This window comes from Promicromonospora alba (genome assembly GCF_042654905.1).
Lineage (GTDB): Bacteria > Actinomycetota > Actinomycetes > Actinomycetales > Cellulomonadaceae > Promicromonospora > Promicromonospora alba.
Genome location: NZ_JBHSFI010000003.1, coordinates 1 through 23,978 on the forward strand (window position 1 = coordinate 1; position 23,978 = coordinate 23,978).

A 23,978-nucleotide genomic window follows, 5' to 3' on the forward strand; every position below is an offset into this window, starting at 1 on the left:
CCCAACGGCCGAATGCCCGAACGGAAGTCCGAACGGACGCCCGAACGGAAGCCCGACCGGAAGTCAGATAGGAGGTCCGGGTGGAGGCCCGGGTACCTGGAGTGCAACGGATATGACGGTGTCCGGGTTCTTGTCCTCCGGTGGCCCGGTGTTCACCGAGACCGGCGGCCGTGCCCCACGAGCGCTGATCCGCCGCCTGGCGTGCCACAGCGCGGTCACCCGGATCGTGTTCGGACCCGACGGCGCCGTCCTGGACGTCGGACGTGCGCAGCGCACGGTGTCGGGGCAGATGCGCCGCGCCGTCATCGCAAGAGACCAGCACTGCGTCTACCCGGGCTGTGACCAACCACCGTCACGATGCGAGGTCCACCACGCCCTGACCCACTGGGCCGACGGTGGCAACACCTCGGTGACGAACAGTGCGTTGCTGTGCTGGTACCACCACCAGCTCGTCGACACCCGCGGCATCACCATGCACTGGACCGGCAAGCCCGCCGACACCACGGCCGGCGCCCTGCTCGAAACAGGGTGGGCGTTCACCGACGCCCGCGGGCACCGCATCCGCCTCCCCGAACCCATCGAAGCCCCACCCGAAGTCGCCTGACCTACGGGTCGCGGCGGCGGGACCAGCACACCATCAGGCCCTAACGCCGAAGCGGGTCCGGGAGCGCCGTGCGCGAGGAGACCGCCACGATCGTCAGGCACAAGGCGACCGCGACCGTGCCGAAGCCGAACATCTCGCCGTAGGTCCAGGTGTCGCGCAGCCAGGCGAGCGCCATCGGGACGAAGAACCCGATGTAGGTCAGCGAGTAGAACACGGCGGTCAGGCCCGCGAGCTGGCCCGGCCCGGCGATCCGTGCGACCTCGCTCAGCCCGGCAACGAGCGCGAGTCCGTAGCCGGTTCCGAGGACCACTGCCGCCACCACGCCGATCGGCAGCGACAGCGCGGTGGACGCCCAGCCGGCGAGCGCCATCCCGGCACCGACGATGGTCAGCGCCACGATCGAGGCACGGGCCGACGACGGCGTGTCGATCCGGCGGGCCACCGCCTGGATGCCGATGGCGCAGCCCAGCGCGAGGATGGCCATGACGCCCGCGAAGGCGATCGGGAAGCCGCCGACCTGGTCGGTGAGCAGGCTCGGCAGCACCGCGAACGCGCATCCGGCGCAGCCGAACACCCAGGGTGCGAGGGGCACGACCACCCGCAGGAACCTGGGGTGCCGGACGGCGGTGATGCGCAGGTCGTCGAGCAGCGGGGCCCGCTCGTCGCGCGGGAGGCGCTGGCGGGTCTCCGGGACGCGGAGCAGCACCAGGCCGGCGAGCAGAGATCCGGCCGCGTGCAGCACGTACGACAGGAGCGTGGGCCAGGGGGCGAACTGCGCGAGCATGGCGGCGATGCCGGCCCCGGAGAGGAATCCCGCGGTCAGGGAGAGCGATCCGCGACGTGGCCCGGCGGCGCGCTCGCCGGTGGCGGCGCTGAGCTCCGTGAGCCAGGTGGAACCCACCGCCATGGCCAGCCCGAGCGCGACGCCGCAGAGCAGACGGCCGATGGAGAGCACGACGGGGCTCGCCGGGTCCAGCGCGAGGACGAGCGACCCGAGCGCCGAGAGCGGCGCCGCGGGCAGCAGGAGCGGGCGGCGGCCGAACCTGTCGGACAGCGGCCCGCCCAGCAGCAGCGCGGGAACGAGGCCGAACACGTAGACGGCGAGGAGCGCGTCGACGGTGACGGGCCCCATGTCGCCCTGCTCGCGGTACATCACGAGCAGCGGGGTGAACTCGTTGCCGCCCCAGGCCACGGCCAGGAGCACGGCGGCGACCGGCCACCAGGTGCGCCGTCCCACGGACAGCGGGAACGAGGCAGAGGTGTCCCCAGGGCGCGAAGGTGGCATGCCCTCATCCTCCGTAATGCGCGCCGGGTGGAACAACCCGTGGGGCTGTGAGCGTGCGCACAGGCACGTCACAGCCCCACGGGGGTCACGACAGGAGAAGCTGCGGGCTACTTGCTGTCGGAGGAGCCGTTCGCCTCGGCAGGCTCGGCGGTGGCTGCGTTCTCGGAGGCGATGCTCTTCGAGTCTGCGCCCTCGGACGTCGCGTCGCCGGAGGCGGCGCTCGCCGAACCGTCGTCGTCGGCCGAGCCTGCGGGCTCGGTGCCCTTCTCCGGCTCGGTGCCCTTCTCAGGCTCGGTCTCGGCGTCCTCGTCCTCGGGCTCCCGCCCCGGCTGGTACACCGAAGGCTCGGGCTCTGGGTGACGCCGGCCCTGCACCACAACGATCGCGATACCCAGGAGGATCGCCACCCCCGACGTCCAGATGTTCGCGGGAACACCCAGCGGAGCGTCGCTCGTCGGGTCGATGCGGATCGCCTCAAGCCAGCTACGGCCGAGGCCGTACCAGACCAGGTACAGGCCGAACATGCGGCCCCAGCGCAGACCGGCGCCGGGCGTGCCGCCGTCCGCCAGCAGTGCCTCGTTCCGGCGGACCACCCGCCGCTCGATGGCGAGCAGCAGCGCGATCCCGATGAGGTTCCAGATCATCTCGTACAGGAACAGCGGGTGGAACAGCGTGCCCTCTGGAGTCCCGACCGGGAACATCGGCGCGTCCGACCGGATCTCCAGGCCCCAGGGCAGCGTGGTCGGCAGGCCGAACAGCTCCTGGTTCACGTAGTTGCCCAGCCGTCCGATCGCCTGGGCGGCGAGCAGGCCGGGTGCCAGGGCGTCGGCGAACGACCAGAACCGCAGGCCCGTCAGGCGGCAGCCGATCCAGACGCCGACGGCGCCGCCGAGGAGCGACCCGAACAGGGCGTTGCCGCCCTCCCAGATCCGGACCCAGGCCCACGGGTCGACACCGGGACCGGTGAAGTCCCCGAGGTGGGTGAGCACGTGGTAGATCCGGGCGCCGACGATGCCGATGGGCACCGCCCACATCGCGATGTCGAGGGCGAGCCCGGGGGCGGCACCGCGTGCGCGGAGACGCCGGTCCGTGATGTACGCGGCGGCGGCGATGCCGGCCAGCAGACACAGGGCGTAGGTATGGATGGTGAGCGGACCCAGGTGGATCTGGGACCACACCGGATCGGGGCTGGGGATACTGGCCGGAAGCACGACCCGAAGGTACCGCGACTGACCGACATCGTGGGCATCGAACTCGGCGCGCACAAAAAACTCCGCCGCGACCCAGCGATTCGGCCCGGAAGTCGCGTGGCTTCCGGACCGAATCGCTGGGTCGCGGCGGAGCTAGTTTGCAGCGGAGCTAGCCTGCAGCCGAGCCAGCGGGCTCAGCGCTTGCGCTTCTCCCGGACCCGCACCGAGATCTCGATCGGCGTGCCCTCGAAACCGAACGTCTCGCGCAGGCGGCGCTCGATGAAGCGGCGGTAGCCCGCCTCGATGAACCCGGTGGCGAAGATGACGAACCGCGGCGGGCGGGTCGAGGCCTGCGTCGCGAACAGGATGCGCGACTGCTTTCCGCCGCGCAGCGGGTGCGGGTGCGCGGCCACGAGCTCGCCGAGGAACGCGTTGAGCTTGCCCGTCGGGACGCGCCGGTCCCAGGACGCGAGCGAACGCTCGATCGCCGGGACCAGCCGCTCGCTGTGCCAGCCGGTGCGGGCCGACAGGTTGACGCGCGGCGCCCAGGTGATCTGCACCAGCTCCTTCTCGATCTCGCGCTCGAGGAAGGGGCGGCGGTCCTCGTCCATGAGGTCCCACTTGTTGTACGCGATGACGAGCGCACGGCCCGCGTCCACGACCTGCTGGATCACGCGGATGTCCTGCTCGGTCAGCGGGGCGGACGCGTCCACCAGGACGACGCCGATCTCCGCCTTCTCGATGGCGGCCTGCGTGCGCAGCGAGGCGTAGAAGTCCGCGCCCTTGGTCTGGTGCACGCGGCGGCGGATGCCGGCGGTGTCCACGAACCAGTACGGGATGCCGCGCAGCTCGATGAGCTCGTCGACCGGGTCGCGCGTGGTGCCGGCGACCTCGTCGACCACCACCCGCTCGGCGCCGGCGATCTTGTTCAGCAGCGAGGACTTGCCGACGTTCGGCCGCCCGACGAGCGCCACGCGGCGCGGGCCGGCGGGCCGCACGGTGCCGTGCTCCGACGTCGTCGGCAGGGCCTTGACGGCGGCGTCGAGCAGGTCGCCCGTACCGCGGCCGTGCAGGGCGGAGACCGGGTGCGGCTCCCCCAGGCCCAGCGCCCACAGGTACGTGGCGTCCGCCTCGCCCGAGGCGCCGTCGACCTTGTTGGCGCACAGCACCACCGGCTTGCCGGAGCGGCGCAGCAGCTCCACCACGCGCTCGTCGGTGGCGGTGGCGCCGACCGTGGCGTCGACGACGAACACCACGGCGTCGGCGAGGGAGATCGCCACCTCGGCCTGCTCGGCGACCTTGGACTCGATGCCGGCGACGTCGACCTCCCAGCCGCCCGTGTCGACGAGCATGAACGGGCGACCGGCCCACTCGGCCGGGTAGGACACGCGGTCGCGCGTCACGCCCGGCTTGTCGGCCACCACTGCCTCACGGCGGCCGAGGATGCGGTTGACCAGCGTCGACTTGCCGACGTTCGGACGCCCGACGACGGCCAGCACGGGCAGCGCCTGCTCCGCCTCGGCCTGCTCGTCGCTCCACTCGGAGTCGAGCAGCGCCTGGTCCGACTCGTCGAGCTCGAACTCCTCGAGGCCGACGCGCAGCGCACGCTCGCGCGCGACGTCGTCCTCGGTCTCGGCGAGGGCGTCGGCGAGATCGAGGTCGGGTGCGGCCGAGGCGGCCGCGTCCAGGGCAGCATCATCTCGGGCCGTCGCGTCCAGCGCAGCAGCCTCCGATGCAGAGGGGTCGTGGGTCATACCCTCATTGTCGCAGGCCTGACGCGCTCCGGCCGACTCGCGGCCATATGACCTGCGTCGCTCCCGCCGGCCACGAACCGCCGGCCCTGCCGGTCAGGCCCTGCCCGGTCCGGCCCTGCCCGTCAGGCCCTGCTGGTCGCAGCCTCGGCCTGCGCGACGACGGCGAGCACGGCGTCGACCGTCTGCTCGAAGTCGAGGTCGCTGGAGTCGACGGTCGCCACGCCGTCGGCCGCGACGTGGAACTGCGTGACCTTCGCGTCGTCCCGGTCGCGGCGCAGCACCTGGTCGCGTGTCGCGTCGACCGCTGTGGCGTCGGCCGCGCCGTGCACCTCCAGCGACCGGCGGCGCAGGCGCGCCTCCTCGGAGGCGGTGAGCAGCACGCGGACGTCGGCGTCGGGCGCGACGACCGTGGTGATGTCGCGGCCCTCGGCCACGATCCCCCGGCCGCCCGAGAACACCGCGTCAGCCGCGCTGGACTCCTGGTCGATGATCTCGCGCTGGAGCCGCTTGAGCTCGGCCCGCACGTCGAGGTTGGACGCCACCTTCGAGACGGCGGTCGTGACCTCGGTGGTGCGGATGGTCACGGCGACGTCCCGCCCGTCCAGCTCGACGCCGGGCGCGGCCGGGTCCAGGCCCATGACCAGCGGCATCGCGCGGACCGCCGTGGCGACCGACGCGGCGTCGTCCAGGTCTGCCGTCTCCATGCTCCACACCGTGGCCGCCCGGTACATGGCCCCCGTGTCGAGGTAGGCCAGACCGAGCCGTGCGGCGACCGCCTTCGACACGCTCGACTTGCCGGACCCGGACGGCCCGTCGATCGCCACAACAACAGGGCTGGTCACAGTCCCGCTCGCTTTCCGTTGAGTGCTGGGTATTTGCTGCCGGAGTGCGTACCAGGGCACAGATACCCAGCACTCAGCGGTCGAGGTTACAGGTCTACGGCACCCATCAGGGTGCCCAGCTCCGTACGGCCCAGAACGCGGGTGCGGCCGGACTTCAGGTCGCCGAGGGGGATCGGGCCGATCCGGGTGCGCACGAGGCGCGTCACCGGGTGTCCGACAGCCTGGAACATCCGGCGCACGATCCGGTTGCGTCCCTCGTGCAGCACGACCTCCAGCATCGCGTAGCCGTCGATCTGCTGGATCACCTGCACCGCGTCCATCTTGGCGATGCCGTCGTCGAGCTCGATGCCCTTGAGGAGCTCACGCCCGACACGCGGGTAGATCTCGCCCTCGACGGTCACGAGGTACGTCTTCGCGATCTTGTACTTCGGGTGGGACAGGCGGTTGGCGAGCTCGCCGTCGTTCGTCAGGAGCAGCAGGCCCTCGCTGTCGGCGTCGAGCCGGCCGACGTGGAAGAGCCGTTCCTCGCGGTTCTTGATGAGGTCCGCGACGGTCGGCCGGCCCTTGGGGTCGTCCATCGTGGAGACCACGCCCAGCGGCTTGTTCAGCGCGATGGTCACCTTGGTCTGGTCCAGCTGGATCCGGAGCCCGTCCACGTGGATGACGGCGGTGGCGGGGTCGACCCGCACACCCAGCTCGGTGACGATCTGGCCGTCCACCTCGACGCGGCCGTTCGCGATGAGCTCCTCGCTCGCCCGGCGGGACCCGAGCCCGGCCTGCGCGAGCACCTTCTGCAGCCGCACGCCGCCCTCGACGTGGACGTCGCGGCCCTGTTCGACGGGCTGCGCGGGCCTGCGGCGCGGCGCGTTCGCCTGCGCGCGGCTCTTGGCCGAGCTGCCGCCCCGGAAGTTCTTGCCGCCCTTGCCGGCGTGGCCGGAGTGGTCGGATCGGCGCGGCTGCTGGCCACCACTGGATTCGCGGCGGCTCCCGCCGCGGCGTTCGTTGCTCATGTTTACGTCTCTCGGTGAGTCGGGAAGGGCACTGCGACCTGCCTGCGGATCGGACCAAGAATCCAAGCTAGGAATCCAAGCTGGAAATCCAACTAGGAGTCCAGCCCGTCGAGGCCCTCGAACGTGTCGAGGTCGGGCAGGTGCGGAGCCAGCGGAGGCAGCTCGTCGAGCGACGAGAAGTCCATCCGCTCCAAGAAGTATCCCGTGGTTCCGAAGAGAACCGCACCCGAGCTCGGATCCTGGCCGATCTCGGCGATCAGTCCGCGGGTCAGCAGCGTCCGCACGACGCCGTCCACGTTGACCCCGCGCACCGCGCTGACCTGGCCACGCGTCACCGGCTGGCGGTAGGCGACGACCGCCAGCGTCTCCAGCGCGGCCTGGCTCAGCTTCGACGACTGGCCGTCGAGCACGAAGCGTCCGACGGGGTCCGCGTGCGCCGCCGACGAGTAGATGCGCCAGCCGTCCACGGTCCGGCGCAGCTCGAACCCGCGCGGACGGGAGCCGAGATGGCCCGCGTACTCGTCGGCCAGCTCGTGCAGGATGTCGTCGGTCTCGTGCTGCGGCAGGTTCAGCGCCGCGGCGATGCGGTCCGCGCCGATCGGCGCGTCGGCCACCATGAGCACCGCCTCGACCGCCGCATGCGCGCCGCCCGGGAGCGTGTGCACGTCGACGAAGGCCAGCTCGTCCTGCGTCGAGCCCTCGGCCGGGGCGTCCACCTGCACGGCCTCCGGGGCCTGTTCTTCGACGGTCATGCTGTTGTCGCCTCCGTTCCGGGCTCCGCGGTCTCTGCTCGTTCAGGGCCGGCTTGTTCAGGGCCGGCCGGCTCCTCCACCACCAGGTCACCCTCGTCGAACTCGCTCGGTCCCGCCTGCGGATCGAGGTACTTCTCGCCGTCGTCCGGCCCGGCGGTCCAGCGCACGGTGAGCTCTCCCAGCGGGCTGATCTGCTCGAACGCGACCAGGGAGTCGCGGAACAGCTCCAGCAGCGCCAGGAACCGGGCGACCGTCACGAGGCGCTCCGTACCCGCCGTCAGCGACCGGAAGGTCAGCGAGTGCTCGGCGCGCAGGCGCTGCACGATGACGCCGGCCTCCTCGCGCACGCTCACCGCGGAGCCGTGCAGGTGGGCCAGGCCCACCACGGGTGGCGGCTTCGGGGCGAGCACCCGGGCGGCCAGCTCGGCGAGCTGCTCCCCCGTCGTGTCCCAGACCAGCTCGGGCAGGATCGCCGCGAGGTGCGGCTCGAGCGGCGCCAGGCGCGGCACGCGGCGTCCGGCCGACGCCATCTGCTCCGCGATGACCTTCGAGACCTCCTTGTACGCCCGGTACTGCAGGAGCCTCGCGAACAGCAGGTCGCGGGCCTCGAGGAGCTCGAGGTCCTCCGCGTCCTCGTCGATGACGCCGGGCAGCAGGCGGGCGGCCTTGAGGTCGAGCAGCGTGGCGGCGATCACGAGGAACTCGCTGGCCACGCCGAGGTCCCAGGACGCGTGCTCCTCGCCGCGCGCGGCGGCCTCACGGGAGGCCCGCTCCGCCTCGCGGATGTGCGCGACGAACTCGTCGGTCACGACGGCGAGCGCCACCTCGGTGACGTCCATCTTGTGCTTCGCGATCAGCGAGAGCAGCAGGTCGAACGGGCCCTCGAAGTTGTGCAGGTGGACCTGGAACGTCCGGGAGCTGCGGCGGTCGTCGACGGGAGCCTGGTCCGGTTCTGCGACGACGGCGTCCGGCGCGGCAGCGACGTCAGCCTCCGCCTCGAGGACGCCGGACTCCACCGCTTCCTGCGTCACCGCCACGTCAGGCTCTATCGTCTGCTGCCTGAGGCTGCGGTTCTGCTCCGTCCGGGTGTCTCGTACCTCGACCCCCACACTCCGCGCCACCTCCGCCTCAGGCAGCGTCGCCACGGGCCACGAGCTCCCGGGCGAGCTGGCGGTACGCGGCAGCGCCCGGGTGTCCCGGCGCGTAGTCGGTGATCGGTTCGGCGGCGACCGTGGCGTCCGGGAACTTCACGGTGCGCCCGATGATCGAGTGCAGCAGCGTGTCGCCGAAGGCCTCGTACACGCGCGCCACCACCTCGCGGGAGTGCAGGGTGCGCGAGTCGTACATGGTGGGGAGGATACCGTCGATCTCCAGGGCGGGGTTGAGCCGGTCCCGCACCTTCTCGATGGTCTCCACCAGCAGCGCGACGCCGCGCAGCGCGAAGAACTCGCACTCCAGCGGGATCAGCACGCCGTGCGCCGCGGTCAGCGCGTTCACGGTGAGCAGGCCGAGGCTCGGCTGGCAGTCGATGAGGATCACGTCGTAGTCGTCGAGCACCGGACGCAGCGCGCGGGACAGCACGGACTCACGGGCGACCTCACCCACGAGCTGTACCTCCGCGGCGGACAGGTCGATGTTCGCCGGCAGCACGTCGAGGTTCTCGATCCCCGACGAGATGATCACGTCGTTGATGTCCACGTCCCGCTCCATGAGCAGGTTGTAGACGGTGAGGTCGAGCTCGTGCGGGTTGACGCCGATGCCTACCGACGCGGCGCCCTGCGGGTCGAAGTCCACCAGGAGCACCTTGCGGCCATACTCCGCGAGGCACGCGCCGAGGTTGATGGTGGTGGTCGTCTTGCCGACCCCGCCCTTCTGGTTGCACATCGCGATGATGCGCGCCGGACCGTGACTCGTCAGCGGTGCCGGCTCCGGCAGCTCCGGCATGGCGCGTCCGACGACGTCGCGCACGATCTCCGGGTCCGTGGGTGCGCCGACGACCGTCTTGCCGAGAAGAATGTCGGTCATCGTGTTCGCTCCCTCCTGGCTGGGTGCCTCGCTCACGCCCGCCACGCTATACCAGAGTGTGGGCGCCGCTCCGCGAAAGCCTCGGCGTGGCGTCCTTCGGCAGTCAGGCCCGTTACCGGGTGCGACTAACGGGCCCGGGGGTGCGCCGCCGCGTAGACCTCGCGCAGCGCGTCCGGGGTGACCATCGTGTAGATCTGCGTCGTCGTGACCGACGCGTGCCCCAGCAGCTCCTGGACCACCCGAACGTCCGCCCCGCCCGACAGGAGGTGGGTCGCGAACGAGTGCCGCAGCGTGTGCGGCGACACGTGCTCCTTGAGGCCCGCGCGCGCCGCGGCTGCCTGCAGCGCGGCCCACGCGGTCTGCCGCGACATCCGGGCGCCGCGCGTGTTGAGGAACAGGGCGGGCGTGCCGCGGCCCGCGGCGGCCAGCGCCGGGCGCGACCGGACCAGGTAGCCCTCGAGCGCGTCCCGCGCGAACGAGCCGACGGGCACCGCGCGCTCCTTCGCGCCCTTGCCGAGCAGCCGGACGGAGGTCCGGTCGCTGACGCCGTCGACGTCGAGCCCGACGATCTCGGAGATCCGGGCGCCCGTCGCGTACAGCAGCTCGAGCAGCGCCCGGTCGCGCAGGGGCAGCGGGCCCTCGCCGGCGCCCGCGGCGTCGAGCAGGGCGGCGACGTCGTCGACGGACAGCGCGTGCGGCAGCCGGCGCAGCTGGGTGGGTGCGCGCACCTCGGCGGACGGGTCCCCCACTGCCATGCCCTCGGCCTGCGCGAACCGGTGCCAGCCCCGCACGGCGGCCAGGGCACGCGCGGTGGACGACGGCGACAGCGGGCGTCCGCCGTCGGTCCCCTGGCGCACCGCCTCCACGAAGCTGGTGACGTCGGCCTCCGTGACCTCGCCGAGGCCGGGCCGGCCGGACGTCGCGAGGAACGCCAGGTAGCGCACGAGGTCGCGGCGGTAGGCGGCGACGGTGTTGGCCGAGAGGCCGCGCTCCACGCTCAGGTGCGCGAGGTAGTCCCGCAGGGCGCGGTCGAGCCGGGCGCTGACGTCCGGAGCCGGTGCGGGCTCACGGAAGGTCTGCAGGTGGGCCTGGGCGGTTGACACCGCCCCATCATGCCGAGCGTGGCCTGCCCGTTCGGGCAGGCCACGCCGGGTGACCACTGTGCGAGATCGCTCGCGAGCGTCGGTCAGGCGGGGTTGATCCCGAACAGCTCGGCGCGCGAGCGGATCACCTGCGCGCGGGCGAGGCGCGGCTTGTCGCTGCCGTCGCGGATCACGGAGCCCGCTGCCTCGAACTCGGCGAAGAAGTCGACGGCCCAGGCCACGTCCGACGACGTCGGCGCGAACGACTCGTTGATGACCGCCGGCTGCTCGAAGTCCAGGCAGAGCTTGCCGGTCATACCGAGGATGACGGCGTCGGCGGACTGCTCGCGGAGCAGCGCGTGCGACGAACCGACCGTGGGGCCGTCGACGGGGCCGGGCAGGCCGCCGATACGGCTGGCGACCACGAGACGCGTGCGCGGGTACGCCATGGCCATGGGCTCGTTGGCGGTGCCGGTGTCGCGGCGGTAGTCGCCCGAGCCGAACGCGAGGCGGAACGCGCCGCGGGCCCGGGCGATGTTGACGGCCTCCTCGATGCCGAGGGCCGACTCCACGAGCGGGATGACCGGCACGTCGCCGCCGAGGCGCTGCGCGGTGTCGATGACGTCGTCGGCGCTCTCCGTCTTGGCGAGCATGACGCCGTTGAGCCCCTCGAGGCCGCGCAGGTGCGCGACGTCATCCGCCCACGACGACGCCTGGCGGTCGTTGATCCGGACCCAGGCGCTGCCACCGTTCTTGATCCACCGGATGACGTTCTCGCGCGCCTCGTCCTTCAACGAGTCGTCGATGGCGTCCTCGCAGTCGAGGATCACCTGGTCCGCCCGGGAGAGCTGCGCCTTGTCGAAGAGCTCGGTCCGCATCGCTGACAGCAGGAGCCAGGCACGCGCGTAGTCGGGGGCCACGCGGGACTTCTCGCGGGCCGCCCGGCGGGGAGCGAGGTCGACCTCGGCAACTGCGGAGGACGACGTCGGCAGGCCCGCGGAGTAGCTCCCGGACTGCTGGGCAGACTGATCGGCAAGGGTGGTGGTTCGGTCGGCTGGGGTCTCGGTCACACCCTCAGCCTAGGCGCGGACACCGACACGGGCCGAATCATGAACCACTACATGGGTGCGAACAATATGAACAGAAGACCGCCTTGACAAAGCAGCGGACAAAGCAGTGTCAGAACGGCAGGAAGACGTCCACCGCGACGGCCACGAAGAGCAGCGACAGGTACGTGATCGACGCGTGGAACACCTTCATGGCGCCCAGCTTGCCGCTCGCCTTGCCCTGCGCCCTGCGCAGCATCGCGATGGTCGCCCAGAGGAACCACGCGCCGAGCGCCGCGGCCACCGCGGTGTACACCCACGACATGCCCGCGAGCGGCGTCAGCAGGAGCGAGCAGGCGATCATCGCGAGCGTGTAGCCCACCATCTCGGCGGCCACGCGCTTGTCGTCGCTGACGACCGGCAGCATCGGGACGTTCGCGTTCGCGTAGTCCTTCTTGAACTTGATCGACAGCGGCCAGTAGTGCGGCGGCGTCCAGAAGAAGATGATGCCGAACAACGCCAGCGCGGCCCAGCTCAGCTCGCCGGTCACCGACGCCCAGCCGATGAAGACGGGCATGCAGCCCGCGATGCCGCCCCACACGATGTTCTGCGGGGTGCGGCGCTTGAGGATCATCGTGTAGCCGACGACGTAGATGGCGATCGCGGCCAGCGTGAGCCACATCGCCGCCCAGTTGATGACCAGCGCGAACCACGTCAGCGACAGCAGGCCGAGGATCGAGGCGAACACCAGGCCCGCACGTGGCGTGATCTCGCCGGTGGCCATCGGACGCTTCTTGGTCCGGTTCATGACCTGGTCGATGTCCCGGTCCCACCACATGTTGAACGCGTTGGCGCTCCCGGCGGCGCCGGCGCCGCCGATGAGGGTGGTGAGGATCAGCCAGAAGCTCGGCATGCCGTCGTTCGCCAGGATCATGGTCGGCACGGTCGTCACGAGCAGCAGCTCGATCACGCGCGGCTTGGTCAGCGCGACGTACGCGCCGGCCCGGCTCAGGAACCATCCTCCGGGACGCGGCCCGACGTCGGCGGCGGGCTGCTCGATCCCGGACTGCTCGGTGCCAGATGTCTGGGGACGCGCGGTCTGGCCGGTCGTCGTGTGGCTCGTTCTCACGCGCGTCGCAGTTCCGTTCGGAGTCTGAAGATCGATAACGCACCTGGTGGTGCTGCTGCTGGCAGCGTCGCCTCACGGGTGCGTGCCCATCGTACGTCGCGGCCTGACGTGGCCGCGCACCGCATTCCCGGACGGCCGTGTGAGATTTGTCCCCGGTCCTGTGATCCACAGGACGTGGACAGGCCTGCGCGGGTGCTGGGGTGCGCGTATAGGGTTGATTTCGCAATCGAACGAAGGGCGGCCGGCATCCCGCCGCCGCCGCACGCACGCTGCGCGGCTCTCCGGCCCGTCCGCTCTCCGGGCAGGGCCAGGGTCGGCGGCGGAGAGAAAGAGGACTCGTGAACGCTTTCGACCCCGTGCTGAAGCCCTTGGAGTGGTCGGAGCTCGACGAGCGAGCGGTCAAGGCCATCAAGGCACTGGCTGCGGACGCCGTCGAGAAGGTGGGCAACGGACATCCCGGAACCGCGATCTCGCTCGCACCGGCCGCCTACCTCCTGTTCCAGAAGGCCATGCGCCACGACCCGTCCGACCCCGACTGGCTGGGCCGCGACCGGTTCGTGCTGAGCGCCGGCCACTCGTCGCTGACGATCTACCTCCAGCTCTTCCTCGCCGGCTACGGCCTCGAGATGGACGACATCGCCGCTCTGCGCACCTGGGGCTCCAAGACCCCCGGCCACCCGGAGTACCGCCACACCGCCGGCGTCGAGATCACGACCGGCCCGCTGGGCCAGGGCCTCGCGTCCGCCGTCGGCATGGCGATGGCCTCCCGCCGCGAGCGCGGCCTGCTCGACCCCGCCGCTGCCCCTGGTGAGTCGCCGTTCGACCACCACGTGTACGTCATCGCGTCCGACGGCGACCTGCAGGAGGGCGTGACCTCCGAGGCCTCGTCGCTCGCGGGCCACCAGCAGCTCGGCAACCTGATCCTGATCTGGGACGACAACAAGATCTCGATCGAGGACGACACCAACATCGCGTTCACCGAGGACGTCCTCAAGCGGTACGAGGCCTACGGCTGGCACACCCAGCGCGTGGACTGGACCTCGGGCGGCGAGGGCTACGCGGAGGACACCGACGCGCTGGCCGCCGCGCTCGACGCCGCCAAGGCGGAGACCGGCAAGCCCTCGATCATCGCGCTGCGCACGATCATCGGCTGGCCCGCGCCCACCAAGCAGAACACGGGTGGCATCCACGGCTCGGCCATGGGCGCCGACGAGATCAAGGGCCTCAAGTCCGCGCTCGGTCTCGACCCCGAGGCGACGTTCGCGATCGACTCCGAGGTCCTGTCCTACACGCGCTCCGTCGCGCAGCGCCAGGCCACCCAGCGCGAGGCGTGGGAGTCCGCCTTCGCCACCTGGAAGGAAGCCAACCCGGAGCAGGCCGCCCTGCTGGCACGCCTGCGCGCCCACGAGCTGCCCGAGGGCTGGACCGCCTCGCTGCCCCAGTTCGAGGCGAGCGAGAAGGGCGTCGCGACCCGTGCGGCGTCGGGCAAGGTGCTCTCCGCCCTGGCGGACGTGCTGCCCGAGCTGTGGGGCGGCTCCGCCGACCTCGCCGGCTCCAACAACACGACGATGGACGGCGTGCCGTCCTTCGTGCCCGCCGAGCACGCGACCAAGAAGTTCCCGGGCGACCCGTACGGCCGCACGCTGCACTTCGGCATCCGCGAGCACGGCATGGGCTCGATCCTCAACGGCATCGTGCTGCACGGCCTGACCCGCCCCTACGGCGGGACGTTCCTGCAGTTCGCCGACTACATGCGTGCCTCGGTCCGCCTGGCGGCGCTGATGGGCATCCCCACCACGTTCGTCTGGACGCACGACTCGATCGGCCTCGGCGAGGACGGCCCGACCCACCAGCCGGTCGAGCACCTCGCGGCGCTGCGGGCCATCCCGAACCTCGACGTCGTCCGCCCGGCGGACGCGAACGAGACCGCCTGGGCCTGGCGCGGCATCCTCGAGAACCGGGACAACCCGGCGGGCATCGTGCTGACCCGCCAGAACGTGCCCACCTACCCGCGCGGCACCGAGGGCTACGCCTCGGCCGAGGGCACCCTCAAGGGCGGCTACACCCTCCTGGACACCGACGGCACGCCCGACGTCGTCCTCGTGGGCACCGGCTCCGAGGTGCAGCTCGCCGTCGAGGCGCGCGCGATCCTCGCCGCCGAGGGCGTGCAGGCCCGCGTCGTCTCCATGCCCTCGCGCGAGTGGTTCGACAAGCAGGACGACTCCTACCGCGAGTCGGTCATCCCGTCCGGTGTGAAGGCACGTGTCTCCGTCGAGGCAGGCGTGGCGCAGGGCTGGCGCGAGGTGGTCGGCGACGCCGGCCGCATCGTCTCGCTCGAGCACTACGGCGCCTCGGCCGACTACAAGAAGCTCTACGCCGAGTACGGCATCACGGCGGAGGCTGTCGCCCTGGCCGCCAAGGAGTCGATCGCCGCGGCCTCCTGAGCCACGCGATCACACCGAATCACACGGACACAAGAGGAAGGGCATGATGACCGACAGCACGACAGACAGCACAGACGAGAACGTCAGTCCCACCCAGCGGCTGTCCGAGGCGGGTGTCGCCATCTGGCTGGACGACCTGTCCCGTGAGCGCCTGCGGACCGGCAACCTCGCCGAGCTCATCAGCACCAAGAACGTCGTCGGGGTCACGACCAACCCGACGATCTTCGCCGCCGCCCTCGCGCAGGGCGACGCGTACGACGGCATCCTGGCCGAGCTGGCCGGGCCGCCGAACAACGGTGACGTCGAGGCGGCGGTGGAGCGCATCACCACCGACGACGTCCGCGACGCGGCAGACCTGCTGCGTCCCGTCTACGACGCCACCGGTGCCGTGGACGGCCGCGTGTCCATCGAGGTGGACCCGCGGCTGGCCCGCGACACGGCGGCGACGGAGGCCACCGCAGTCCGGCTGTGGGAGACCGTCGACCGGCCGAACGTGATGATCAAGATCCCGGCCACGGTCGAGGGTCTGCCGGCGATCACGTCCACCCTGGCCAAGGGGATCAGCGTGAACGTGACGCTGATCTTCTCGATCGATCGCTACCGGGCAGTGATGGACGCGTTCCTGGCCGGTCTCGAGCAGGCCAAGGAGGCGGGCCACGACCTGTCCGTCATCGGCTCGGTCGCGTCGTTCTTCGTGTCCCGCGTGGACGCCGAGATCGACAAGCGCCTGAACGCGATCGGCACCGAGGAGGCGCTCGCGCTGCGCGGCCAGGCCGCCATCGCGAACGCCCGCCTGGCCTTCGCGGCCTACGAGGAGGTCTTCTCCTCCGACCGCTGGGCGGCGCTCAAGGCCGCCGGCGCCCAGCCGCAGCGTCCGCTGTGGGCGTCGACCGGTGTGAAGGACCCGAGCTACCGCGACACGATGTACGTGGACGAGCTCGTCGTGGCGGGCGTGGTCAACACCATGCCCGAGAAGACGCTCGACGCGTTCGCCGACCACGGCATCGTGCTCGCCGACACCGTCACCGGTTCGGGCGAGCAGGCCGCCGCGGTCATCGCGGCGATCGAGGCGCAGGGCATCTCCGTCGACGAGGTAACCGCACAGCTGGAGGACGAGGGCGTGACGAAGTTCGAGGTCAGCTGGGACGAGCTCCTGACGACCACCAAGACCGGTCTCGCCGGTGCAGGGGCCGGCGACCGGTGAGGCCGGCGAAGATCGCGCAGGGGATCAACCCCCTGCGCGACCCCCTCGACCTGCGGCTGCCGCGCATCGCGGGGCCGAGCGGCCTGGTGATCTTCGGCGTGACGGGTGACCTGGCGCGCAAGAAGCTCATGCCCGCCGTCTACGACCTCGCCAACCGTGGCCTCCTGCCGCCGGGCTTCGCCCTCACGGGCTTCGCCCGGCGCGAGTGGGAGGACCAGGACTTCGCACAGGTGGTGCACGACGCCGTAAAGGAGCACGCCCGCACCCCGTTCCGGGAGGCGACGTGGCGCCAGCTGGCCGAGGGCATCCGCTTCGTGCAGGGCTCGTTCGACGACGACGCCGCCTTCGAGCGTCTTCGCGAGACCGTCGAGACGCTCGACAGGGAGCGCGGCACGGGCGGCAACCACGCGTTCTACCTGTCGGTCCCGCCCTCGGCGTTCCCCGTGGTGTGCGAGCAGCTCTCGAAGCACGGGCTGTCGCACCCCGACAACGACGCCGACGGCGACGGTGTCGACGCGTGGCGCCGGGTGGTCATCGAGAAGCCGTTCGGGCACGACCTGGCGAGCGCCAAGGAGCTCGACGCCGTGGTCTCGAAGGTCTTCGACCCGGAGTCGGTGTTCCGCATCGACCACTACCTGGGCAAGGAGACCGTCCAGAACCTGCTGGCGCTGCGTTTCGCGAACACGATGTTCGAGCCCATCTGGAACTCGAACTACGTGGACCACGTGCAGATCACCATGGCCGAGGACATCGGCATCGGTGGCCGCGCGGGGTACTACGACGGGATCGGCGCCGCGCGCGACGTCATCCAGAACCACCTGATCCAGCTCCTGGCCCTCGTGGCGATGGAGGAGCCGGTCAACTTCGACGCCGCCGAGCTGCGTGCCGAGAAGATCAAGGTGCTCTCCTCCGTGCGCCTGCCGCGTGACCTCGGCAAGCACACCGCCCGCGGCCAGTACGAGGCCGGCTGGCAGGGTGGCGACCAGGTGCCCGGCTTCCTCGAGGAGGACGGCATCGCGAAGGACTCCACCACGGAGACCTTCGCGGCGGTCCGGGTCGACGTCGACAACCGCCGCTGGGCGGGCGTCCCGTTCTACCTGCGCCACGGCAAGCGTCTGGGCCGCCGCGTCACCGAGGTGGCTGTGGTGTTCAAGAAGGCCCCGCACCTGCCGTTCGAGACGTCCCTGACGTCGGAGCTCGGCAACAACGCGCTGGTCATCCGCGTGCAGCCCGACGAGGGCGTCACCATGCGGTTCGGCGCCAAGGTGCCGGGCACCGCCATGCAGGTGCGCGACGTGACCATGGACTTCGGGTACGGGCACTCGTTCACCGAGTCCTCCCCCGAGGCCTACGAGCGGCTCATCCTGGACGTGCTGCTCGGCGACCCGCCGCTCTTCCCGACGCGCGAGGAGGTCGAGCTCTCCTGGAAGATCCTCGACCCGATCACGTCGTACTGGGCGCGCAAGGGCAAGCCCGAGCCGTACGCGTCGGGCACGTGGGGCCCGGCGTCGGCCGACGCCATGATGGAGCGCGACGGCAGGACCTGGAGGCGTCCCTGATGATCATCGACATGCCGGATACCACGACCAACCTGATCAACAAGCGTCTGGTCCGCCTGCGCGACGAGGGCGGCGCGGTGGCCCTCGGCCGCGTGCTCACCCTCGTGGTGCTGGCCGACGAGCAAGACGTCGAGGAGTCGGTGGAGGCCGCGAACGACGCGAGCCGGGAGCACCCGTGCCGGGTCATCGTCGTCGCGCCGTCGAAGCCCGGTTCCGACGCCCGGCTCGACGCCCAGATCCGGGTGGGCGGTGACGCGGGCGCCTCCGAGGTGGTGGTGCTGCACGCCTTCGGCCCGCTCCTGGAGCGGACCGACACCCTCGTGATGCCGCTCCTGCTGCCCGACGCGCCGATCGTGGCCTGGTGGCCCCGTGAGGCGCCCGCGGTGCCGTCGCAGGACCCGGTGGGCGCCATGGCGGCCCGCCGGATCATCGACAGCACCACGGCGGAGAATCCCGCGGACCTGCTCAAGTCGCTCTCCGGGGCGTACGCACCCGGTGACACCGACCTCGCCTGGGCGCGGGTCACGCTGTGGCGGGCGCTCATCGCGGCCGCCGTGGAGCAGCCGCCGTTCGAGCCCGTGCTCTCCGTGACGGTCGAGGGGCAGAAGCGGCACACGTCGCTCGACCTGCTCGCCGCCTGGCTCGGGACCCGGCTGAACTGCCCGGCCGAGGTGGTGCGCACCGGCAGCGACGACGCGATCACGCGCGTGACCCTGGAGCGCAGGAGCGGGCCGATCGTGCTGGACCGGCCCGACGGCCGCACCGTCACGATCACGCAGCCGGGCAAGCCCGCGCGGCGGATCGCGCTGCCGATCCGGGCGCTGAACGAGGCCCTCATCGAGGAGCTGCGCCGGCTCGACCCGGACGAGATCTTCGAGGAGACCCTCATCCGGGGTCTCAAGCAGGTCACCACGCGGACGGCGGCCTGATGACCGGGTCGACGTCCAGGCAGGCGCCGGGGGTGCGGCTCGTCGTCGTGCACCCCGACAAGGAGGTGCTCGCGCAGGCCGCGGCGGCTCGGCTGCTCACGCGGGTGCTCGACGTGCAGTCGGTCCGCTCCCCTGTGCACGTCGTGCTGACGGGTGGCTCGGTAGGCATCGCGACGCTCGCGGCAGTGGCCGCGAGCCCGCTCGTGCCGGCCGTCGACTGGTCGGGCGTCCACCTCTGGTGGGGCGACGAGCGGTTCCTGCCGGACGGCGACCCGGACCGTAACGAGACACAGGCGCGGGAGGCCCTGCTCGACGGCCTGGTCGCCGAGCACGGGCTCCCCGCCGCCAACGTCCACCCCATGCCCGGGCCGACGTCGGTGGCGACGCCCGAGGAGGGCGCGGCGGCGTACGCCGAGCTCCTGCGCGAGCACGCGGGCGATCGTCCGGACGACCACCCGGACGAGCAGAGCGAAGGGACCGTCGCGGTCCCCGCGTTCGACGTCCTGCTGCTCGGTATGGGTCCCGACGGGCACGTCGCCTCCCTGTTCCCCGGCCACGAGGTCCTGGCCGCGCAGGGGACGACGACGGGCGTGCACGCCTCGCCCAAGCCGCCGCCGGAGCGCGTCTCGCTCACGTTCGACGCGATCCGGTCCGCCCGCGAGGTGTGGATCATCGCGGCGGGCGCCGAGAAGGCGGAGCAGGTGGCCGCCGCGCTGGCCGACGGCCCGGTGTCCGAGGTGCCGGCGGCGGGCGCCGTCGGCCAGGCGCGCACGCTGTGGCTCCTGGACGCGGCGGCATCCACCACGACGCCGAAGTAGAACTACGGCGAGATAGAACTGTGGCGAGACAGAGCTGGAGCGGGACGACCTCGATGGGCTGTCCTGCTCCAGCTCTGTCTCGCCACAGTTCTACTTCGCCAGATGTTCGTCTGCTGAAAAGCCTTAGCGCGCTACGCGGCCGCCACGGCGGGTCCGCAGTGCCTCCAGCGCCTCCTCCAGGAGGGCGGCGCCGTCCTCTTCGGACCGGCGCTCCTTCACGTAGGCGAGGTGCGTCTTGTACGGCTCGTTCCGCACGGGCGACGGCGGGTTGACCGGGTCCATCCCCGCGGGGAAACCACAACGCGGGCAGTCCCACTGGGCGGGGGCCTCTACGTCCTCGCCCACCGAGAAGCTCGGTGCCGTCTCGTGCCCGTTGGCACACCAGTAAGAAACTCGGATACGTGGCGCAGTGTCGCCCCGCTCCGTCTCCCCGAGAGGGCCGGCGCCTACCCGGCTCCCCCGAATCGCATGACCGCCTGATGCCACGTCTGTCGTCCCCTCTGTGTGTGGCCGTCAGCTGCTAGGCGCTTGGCGACCGGTTCAGCTGACCTTCTGGATGAGCCCGAGCAGGACGATCACCACTGCCCACACGAGGGCGAAGGCGATGGTGATGCGATTGAGGTTCCGCTCGGCGACACCGGAGGAACCGGCGCCCATCGAGATACCGCCACCGAACATGTCGGACAGTCCGCCACCCTTGCCCTTGTGGAGCAGGATGAGCATGGTGAGGAAGCCGCTGGTCAGGACCAGCAGGACTTCCAGGATGATGCGGAGCGCGTCCACGGGTTCACGTCCTCGGTTGTAGGTGGTGCCGGGGCGTTTTCCCGGCGGCGGATCGGTCAAGAGTAAGCGAGACGCACCTCACAGTGCGAACCCCCTGTTCAGAACCTCTTTGAGGTCTCATAGAGCCCTGAGCAGGAGTCACACCCGGAACATCACGCCCGAGCGAGAGTACATCAGCGAGGTTGCGGGAGTGTCTCGGAACGGCACGTGTCATTCGCTCTGGCGCTGGTGTGCGGCGCGGTTGCTGGTCGAGCCTGCCGAGAGAGGTCCCGACAGGCTCGACCAGCGGTGGTCAGCTCGACCAGCGGGGTCAGGTTCGACCAGCAGACTCAACCAGCAGAGCCGTCTCAGGCCGTGACGTGGGACTGGTAGCGGGCGATCCGTGCGAACTCCTCGGGGTCGAGGCTTGCCCCGCCCACGAGCGCGCCGTCCACGTCGGGCTGCGCCATGATCTGCGCGACGTTGCCCGACTTCACCGAGCCGCCGTAGAGCACGCGGACGCCGTCGGCGATGTCCGGGTCGCACAGCTCGCCGAGCACGCGGCGGATGGCGCCGCAGACCTCCTGTGCGTCCTCCGGCGTGGCGACCTCGCCCGTGCCGATGGCCCAGACGGGCTCGTAGGCGATGACGATCTTCGCGATCTGCTCGGCCGGTACGTCGACCAGCGCGGCCTCCACCTGCGCGAGCGTGTACGAGACCTGGTCGCCGGCCTTGCGGACGTCGAGACCCTCGCCGACGCACAGGATCGGCGTCAGGCCGTGCGCGAAGGCGACGCGCACCTTGGCGTTGATCAGGTCGTCGGACTCGCCGTGGTGCTCGCGGCGCTCGGAGTGCCCGATCGCCACGTAGGTGCAGCCCAGCTTCGCGAGCATCGCGCCGGAGACCTCACCGGTGAAGGCGCCCGACTCGTGCTTGGAGATGTCCTGGGCGCCGTAGACGAGCTCGAGCTTGTCGCCGTCCACGAGCGTCTGCACCGACCGCAGATCGGTGAACGGCGGCAGCACGGCCACCTCGACCGCGTTGTAGTCGTGCTTGGCGTCCTTCAGGACCCAGGAGAGCTTCTGGACCGTGCTGATCGCCTGCTGGTGGTCCAGGTTCATCTTCCAGTTGCCCGCCATGAGCGGCGTGCGGGTGGTGGTAGCCACGTATCTTCCTTCGTTCTGAGTTCTGTGGGGTACGGCAGGTCAGTCGGCGAGGACCGTGAGGCCCGGGAGCTCCTTGCCCTCCAGCAGCTCGAGGCTCGCGCCGCCGCCGGTCGAGATGTGGCTGAAGCCGGCCTCGTCGAAGCCGAGCGCGCGCACGGCGGCTGCCGAGTCGCCGCCACCCACGATGGAGAACGCGCCGTCGGACGTCGCGTCGATGATGCCCTGCGCGACCGCGGTGGTGCCAGCGGCGAACGCCTCGAACTCGAAGACGCCCATGGGGCCGTTCCACGCGATGGTCTTCGCGTCGGCGAGCTTCGCGGCGAACAGCTTGCCGGACTCCGGGCCGATGTCGAGGCCCATGGTGCCGTCCGGGATGGCGTCCGCGGAGACGACCTGGTGCGGCGCGTCGGCGGCGAACGAGTCCGCCGCGACGATGTCGACGGGCAGCACGATCTCGACGCCGTTCTTCTCGGCGGTCTCGATGTACCCCTTGACGGCATCGATCTGGTCGTCCTCCAGCAGGCTGTTGCCCACCGACAGGCCCTTGGCCGCGAGGAAGGTGAAGACCATGCCGCCGCCGATGAGCAGGCGGTCCGCCTTGGTCAGCAGGTTCGCGATGACGCCCAGCTTGTCCGACACCTTGGACCCGCCCAGCACGACGGCGTAGGGCCGCTCGGGGTCGCCGGTCGCCTTCGACAGCGACTCGACCTCGGATCGGACCAGGTCGCCGGCCGCGGCGGGCAGCACCTGCGCGACGTCGTACACCGACGCCTGCTTGCGGTGCACGACGCCGAAGCCGTCGGAGACGAACGCGTCCGCGAGCTGCGCGAGCTCACCGGCGAGCTCGGCACGCTCGGCGTCGACCTTGGAGGTCTCGCGGGCGTCGAAGCGGACGTTCTCCAGCAGGGCCACCTGGCCGTCGGCCAGGCCGTCGACCGTGGCCTTCGCCGACGCGCCGACGAGGTCCTCGGCGAGCGCGACGTCCTGGCCCAGCAGCTCACCCAGGCGGGCGGCGACGGGCGCGAGGGAGTACTGCGGGTCCGGCGTGCCCTTGGGGCGGCCGAGGTGGGCCAGCACGACGACGCGGGCGCCGGCGTTCGTCAGCCGCTTCAGCGTCGGCAGGGCGGCGCGGATGCGGCCGTCGTCGGTGATCGTGGTGCCGTCGAGCGGCACGTTGAAGTCTGAGCGAACCAGGACGCGCTTGCCGCGCAGGTCGCCGAGGGAGTCGATGGTCTTCATAGGAGCACTCCAGATCGAGGGACCGGCATGCAGGGCGTCGCCAGTCGGGTTCCGGGACATGACGACGTCCGCGTGCGCGCCGGCTGGCCGATGCGCACGCGGACGTCGGGGTTCACGCTGGGGCGAGGAAGGTCAGAGCTTCTCGCCGACGAACACAGTGAGGTTGACGAGGCTGTTCGAGTAGCCCCACTCGTTGTCGTACCAGGCGACGACCTTGACCTGGTTGCCGATCACCTTGGTGAGCTTCGAGTCGTAGATGCTCTGGTGCGGGTTGGTCACGATGTCCGAGGAGACGATCTCGTCCTCGACGTACTCCAGGACACCCTTGAGCGGGCCCTCGGCGGCAGCCTTGACGGCGGCGTTGACCTCGTCGATCGTGACCTCGCGCGAGGCCTCGAAGGTCAGGTCCGTGGCCGAGCCGGTGATGACCGGCACGCGCAGGGCGTAGCCGTCCAGCTTGCCCTTGAGCTCCGGCAGCACCAGGGCGACGGCCTTGGCCGCACCCGTCGTCGTCGGGACGATGTTCTGCGCGGCCGCGCGGGCGCGACGCAGGTCGCCGTGCGGGCCGTCCTGCAGGTTCTGGTCACCCGTGTAGGCGTGGATCGTGGTCATGAGGCCACGCTCGATGCCGATCGAGTCGTTCAGCGCCTTCGCCAGCGGGGCGAGGCAGTTCGTGGTGCACGACGCGTTCGAGATGATGTGGTGCGCGGCCGGGTCGTACAGCTCGTTGTTGACGCCCATGACGAAGGTGGCGTCCTCGTTCTTGGCCGGGGCCGAGATGATGACCTTCTTGGCGCCGGCGTCGATGTGCGCCTTCGCCTTGGTGGCGTCCGTGAAGAAGCCCGTGGACTCGATGACGATGTCCGCACCCAGCTCGCCCCAGGGGAGGTCGGCGGGGTTGCGCTCGGCGAGGGCGCGGATCTTCTTGCCGTCCACGATGATGTTCTCGTCGTCGAAGTCGACAGACTTGCCGAAGCGGCCCAGGACGGTGTCGTACTTGAGCAGGTGCGCGAGCGTCTTGTTGTCGGTCAGGTCGTTGACCCCGACAACCTCGATGTCTGCACCCGACTCGACGAGAGCCCGGTAGAAGTTCCTGCCGATACGGCCGAAGCCGTTGATGCCGACGCGGATGGTCACA

Annotated in this window: 22 protein-coding genes; 6 read left to right on the forward strand and 16 right to left on the reverse strand. The window is 71.0% G+C overall.

What is annotated here, in order from left to right; genetic code table 11:
- Positions 1-118: 118 nt before the first annotated feature.
- Positions 119-604 (forward strand): HNH endonuclease signature motif containing protein, encoded by a 486-nt coding sequence (locus ACFO6V_RS05250; protein ID WP_377132982.1) that lies wholly within the window; start codon positions 119-121, stop codon positions 602-604.
- Positions 605-644: 40 nt separating this feature from the next.
- On the opposite strand, the gene ACFO6V_RS05255 is transcribed toward ACFO6V_RS05250, so the two are convergent.
- From ACFO6V_RS05255 to ACFO6V_RS05305, 11 genes are all read right to left on the reverse strand, one after another.
- Positions 645-1,889, reverse strand: a complete 1,245-nt coding sequence (locus ACFO6V_RS05255) for an MFS transporter (protein WP_377132984.1) — start codon at positions 1,887-1,889, stop codon at positions 645-647.
- A 107-nt stretch (positions 1,890-1,996) separates the two neighbouring features.
- Positions 1,997-3,100 (reverse strand): prolipoprotein diacylglyceryl transferase, encoded by a 1,104-nt coding sequence (gene lgt, locus ACFO6V_RS05260; protein WP_377132986.1) that lies wholly within the window; start codon positions 3,098-3,100, stop codon positions 1,997-1,999.
- A gap of 173 nt (positions 3,101-3,273) precedes the next feature.
- On the reverse strand, positions 3,274-4,833 hold the full coding sequence (gene der / locus ACFO6V_RS05265) for a ribosome biogenesis GTPase Der (protein WP_377132988.1): 1,560 nt from the start codon (positions 4,831-4,833) through the stop codon (positions 3,274-3,276).
- A gap of 122 nt (positions 4,834-4,955) precedes the next feature.
- On the reverse strand, positions 4,956-5,675 hold the full coding sequence (gene cmk / locus ACFO6V_RS05270; RefSeq protein WP_377132990.1) for a (d)CMP kinase: 720 nt from the start codon (positions 5,673-5,675) through the stop codon (positions 4,956-4,958).
- Between the two features lie 86 nt (positions 5,676-5,761).
- Complete coding sequence (locus ACFO6V_RS05275; RefSeq protein ID WP_377132992.1) at positions 5,762-6,685, reverse strand: pseudouridine synthase; 924 nt, start codon at positions 6,683-6,685, stop codon at positions 5,762-5,764.
- Between the two features lie 92 nt (positions 6,686-6,777).
- The gene (gene scpB, locus ACFO6V_RS05280) at positions 6,778-7,437 is read right to left on the reverse strand and encodes an SMC-Scp complex subunit ScpB (protein WP_377132994.1); all 660 of its coding nucleotides are present in this window, start codon (positions 7,435-7,437) and stop codon (positions 6,778-6,780) included.
- Complete coding sequence (locus tag ACFO6V_RS05285; RefSeq protein ID WP_377135147.1) at positions 7,434-8,453, reverse strand: segregation and condensation protein A; 1,020 nt, start codon at positions 8,451-8,453, stop codon at positions 7,434-7,436. Before ACFO6V_RS05285 ends, scpB begins: the two co-directional genes overlap by 4 nt.
- 112 nt (positions 8,454-8,565) lie before the next feature.
- Positions 8,566-9,381, reverse strand: coding sequence for a ParA family protein (locus ACFO6V_RS05290; protein ID WP_357443545.1), 816 nt, complete (start codon positions 9,379-9,381; stop codon positions 8,566-8,568).
- A 206-nt stretch (positions 9,382-9,587) separates the two neighbouring features.
- Positions 9,588-10,544 (reverse strand): site-specific tyrosine recombinase XerD, encoded by a 957-nt coding sequence (gene xerD, locus ACFO6V_RS05295; RefSeq protein WP_377135150.1) that lies wholly within the window; start codon positions 10,542-10,544, stop codon positions 9,588-9,590.
- A gap of 104 nt (positions 10,545-10,648) precedes the next feature.
- On the reverse strand, positions 10,649-11,464 hold the full coding sequence (locus ACFO6V_RS05300) for an HpcH/HpaI aldolase/citrate lyase family protein (protein WP_377135152.1): 816 nt from the start codon (positions 11,462-11,464) through the stop codon (positions 10,649-10,651).
- Between the two features lie 259 nt (positions 11,465-11,723).
- A complete protein-coding gene (locus tag ACFO6V_RS05305; protein ID WP_377132996.1) occupies positions 11,724-12,719 on the reverse strand; it encodes a heme o synthase in 996 nt (331 codons plus the stop codon).
- A 338-nt stretch (positions 12,720-13,057) separates the two neighbouring features.
- On the opposite strand from ACFO6V_RS05305, the gene tkt reads away from it, so the two are divergent.
- From tkt to pgl, 5 genes are read left to right on the forward strand one after another with little or no spacing between them, the layout of a single operon-like run.
- Positions 13,058-15,163 carry a transketolase gene (gene tkt / locus ACFO6V_RS05310; RefSeq protein WP_377132998.1) on the forward strand — a complete coding sequence of 702 codons (2,106 nt, stop codon included), beginning with the start codon at positions 13,058-13,060 and terminating at the stop codon, positions 15,161-15,163.
- Between the two features lie 46 nt (positions 15,164-15,209).
- A complete protein-coding gene (tal, locus tag ACFO6V_RS05315) occupies positions 15,210-16,367 on the forward strand; it encodes a transaldolase (RefSeq protein WP_377133000.1) in 1,158 nt (385 codons plus the stop codon).
- Entirely contained in the window at positions 16,364-17,926 is a 1,563-nt protein-coding gene (zwf, locus tag ACFO6V_RS05320) for a glucose-6-phosphate dehydrogenase (protein ID WP_377133002.1), read from the forward strand. Before tal ends, zwf begins: the two co-directional genes overlap by 4 nt.
- Positions 17,926-18,855, forward strand: a complete 930-nt coding sequence (gene opcA, locus ACFO6V_RS05325) for a glucose-6-phosphate dehydrogenase assembly protein OpcA (RefSeq protein WP_377133004.1) — start codon at positions 17,926-17,928, stop codon at positions 18,853-18,855. Before zwf ends, opcA begins: the two co-directional genes overlap by 1 nt.
- Positions 18,855-19,673: a 6-phosphogluconolactonase gene (gene pgl / locus ACFO6V_RS05330; RefSeq protein WP_377133006.1), complete on the forward strand. Its 819-nt coding sequence runs from the start codon at positions 18,855-18,857 to the stop codon at positions 19,671-19,673. The genes opcA and pgl overlap by 1 nt, the downstream gene beginning before the upstream one ends.
- Positions 19,674-19,796: 123 nt before the next feature.
- Here the strand turns inward: pgl and ACFO6V_RS05335 are convergent, their stop codons facing one another.
- From ACFO6V_RS05335 to gap, 5 genes are all read right to left on the reverse strand, one after another.
- A complete protein-coding gene (locus ACFO6V_RS05335; RefSeq protein WP_116675600.1) occupies positions 19,797-20,159 on the reverse strand; it encodes an RNA polymerase-binding protein RbpA in 363 nt (120 codons plus the stop codon).
- Between the two features lie 54 nt (positions 20,160-20,213).
- The gene (secG, locus tag ACFO6V_RS05340; RefSeq protein WP_020014806.1) at positions 20,214-20,456 is read right to left on the reverse strand and encodes a preprotein translocase subunit SecG; all 243 of its coding nucleotides are present in this window, start codon (positions 20,454-20,456) and stop codon (positions 20,214-20,216) included.
- Between the two features lie 347 nt (positions 20,457-20,803).
- Positions 20,804-21,574, reverse strand: a complete 771-nt coding sequence (gene tpiA, locus ACFO6V_RS05345; RefSeq protein WP_377135154.1) for a triose-phosphate isomerase — start codon at positions 21,572-21,574, stop codon at positions 20,804-20,806.
- A gap of 66 nt (positions 21,575-21,640) precedes the next feature.
- The gene (locus ACFO6V_RS05350) at positions 21,641-22,840 is read right to left on the reverse strand and encodes a phosphoglycerate kinase (protein WP_377133009.1); all 1,200 of its coding nucleotides are present in this window, start codon (positions 22,838-22,840) and stop codon (positions 21,641-21,643) included.
- A 132-nt stretch (positions 22,841-22,972) separates the two neighbouring features.
- Positions 22,973-23,977 (reverse strand): type I glyceraldehyde-3-phosphate dehydrogenase, encoded by a 1,005-nt coding sequence (gap, locus tag ACFO6V_RS05355; RefSeq protein ID WP_357510309.1) that lies wholly within the window; start codon positions 23,975-23,977, stop codon positions 22,973-22,975.
- Position 23,978: the final 1 nt, after the last annotated feature.

What these genes read in the sequence shown, in the direction of transcription:
- ACFO6V_RS05255 (WP_377132984.1), bottom strand. Translation starts at nt 1,889, where the DNA reads ATGCCACCTTCGCGCCCTGGGGACACCTCTGCCTCGTTCCCGCTGTCC.
- der (WP_377132988.1), bottom strand. Translation starts at nt 4,833, where the DNA reads ATGACCCACGACCCCTCTGCATCGGAGGCTGCTGCGCTGGACGCGACG.
- ACFO6V_RS05275 (WP_377132992.1), bottom strand. Translation starts at nt 6,685, where the DNA reads ATGAGCAACGAACGCCGCGGCGGGAGCCGCCGCGAATCCAGTGGTGGC.
- scpB (WP_377132994.1), bottom strand. Translation starts at nt 7,437, where the DNA reads ATGACCGTCGAAGAACAGGCCCCGGAGGCCGTGCAGGTGGACGCCCCG.
- ACFO6V_RS05290 (WP_357443545.1), bottom strand. Translation starts at nt 9,381, where the DNA reads ATGCCGGAGCTGCCGGAGCCGGCACCGCTGACGAGTCACGGTCCGGCG.
- tal (WP_377133000.1), top strand. Translation starts at nt 15,210, where the DNA reads ATGACCGACAGCACGACAGACAGCACAGACGAGAACGTCAGTCCCACC.
- opcA (WP_377133004.1), top strand. Translation starts at nt 17,926, where the DNA reads ATGATCATCGACATGCCGGATACCACGACCAACCTGATCAACAAGCGT.
- pgl (WP_377133006.1), top strand. Translation starts at nt 18,855, where the DNA reads ATGACCGGGTCGACGTCCAGGCAGGCGCCGGGGGTGCGGCTCGTCGTC.
- tpiA (WP_377135154.1), bottom strand. Translation starts at nt 21,574, where the DNA reads ATGGCGGGCAACTGGAAGATGAACCTGGACCACCAGCAGGCGATCAGC.
- ACFO6V_RS05350 (WP_377133009.1), bottom strand. Translation starts at nt 22,840, where the DNA reads ATGAAGACCATCGACTCCCTCGGCGACCTGCGCGGCAAGCGCGTCCTG.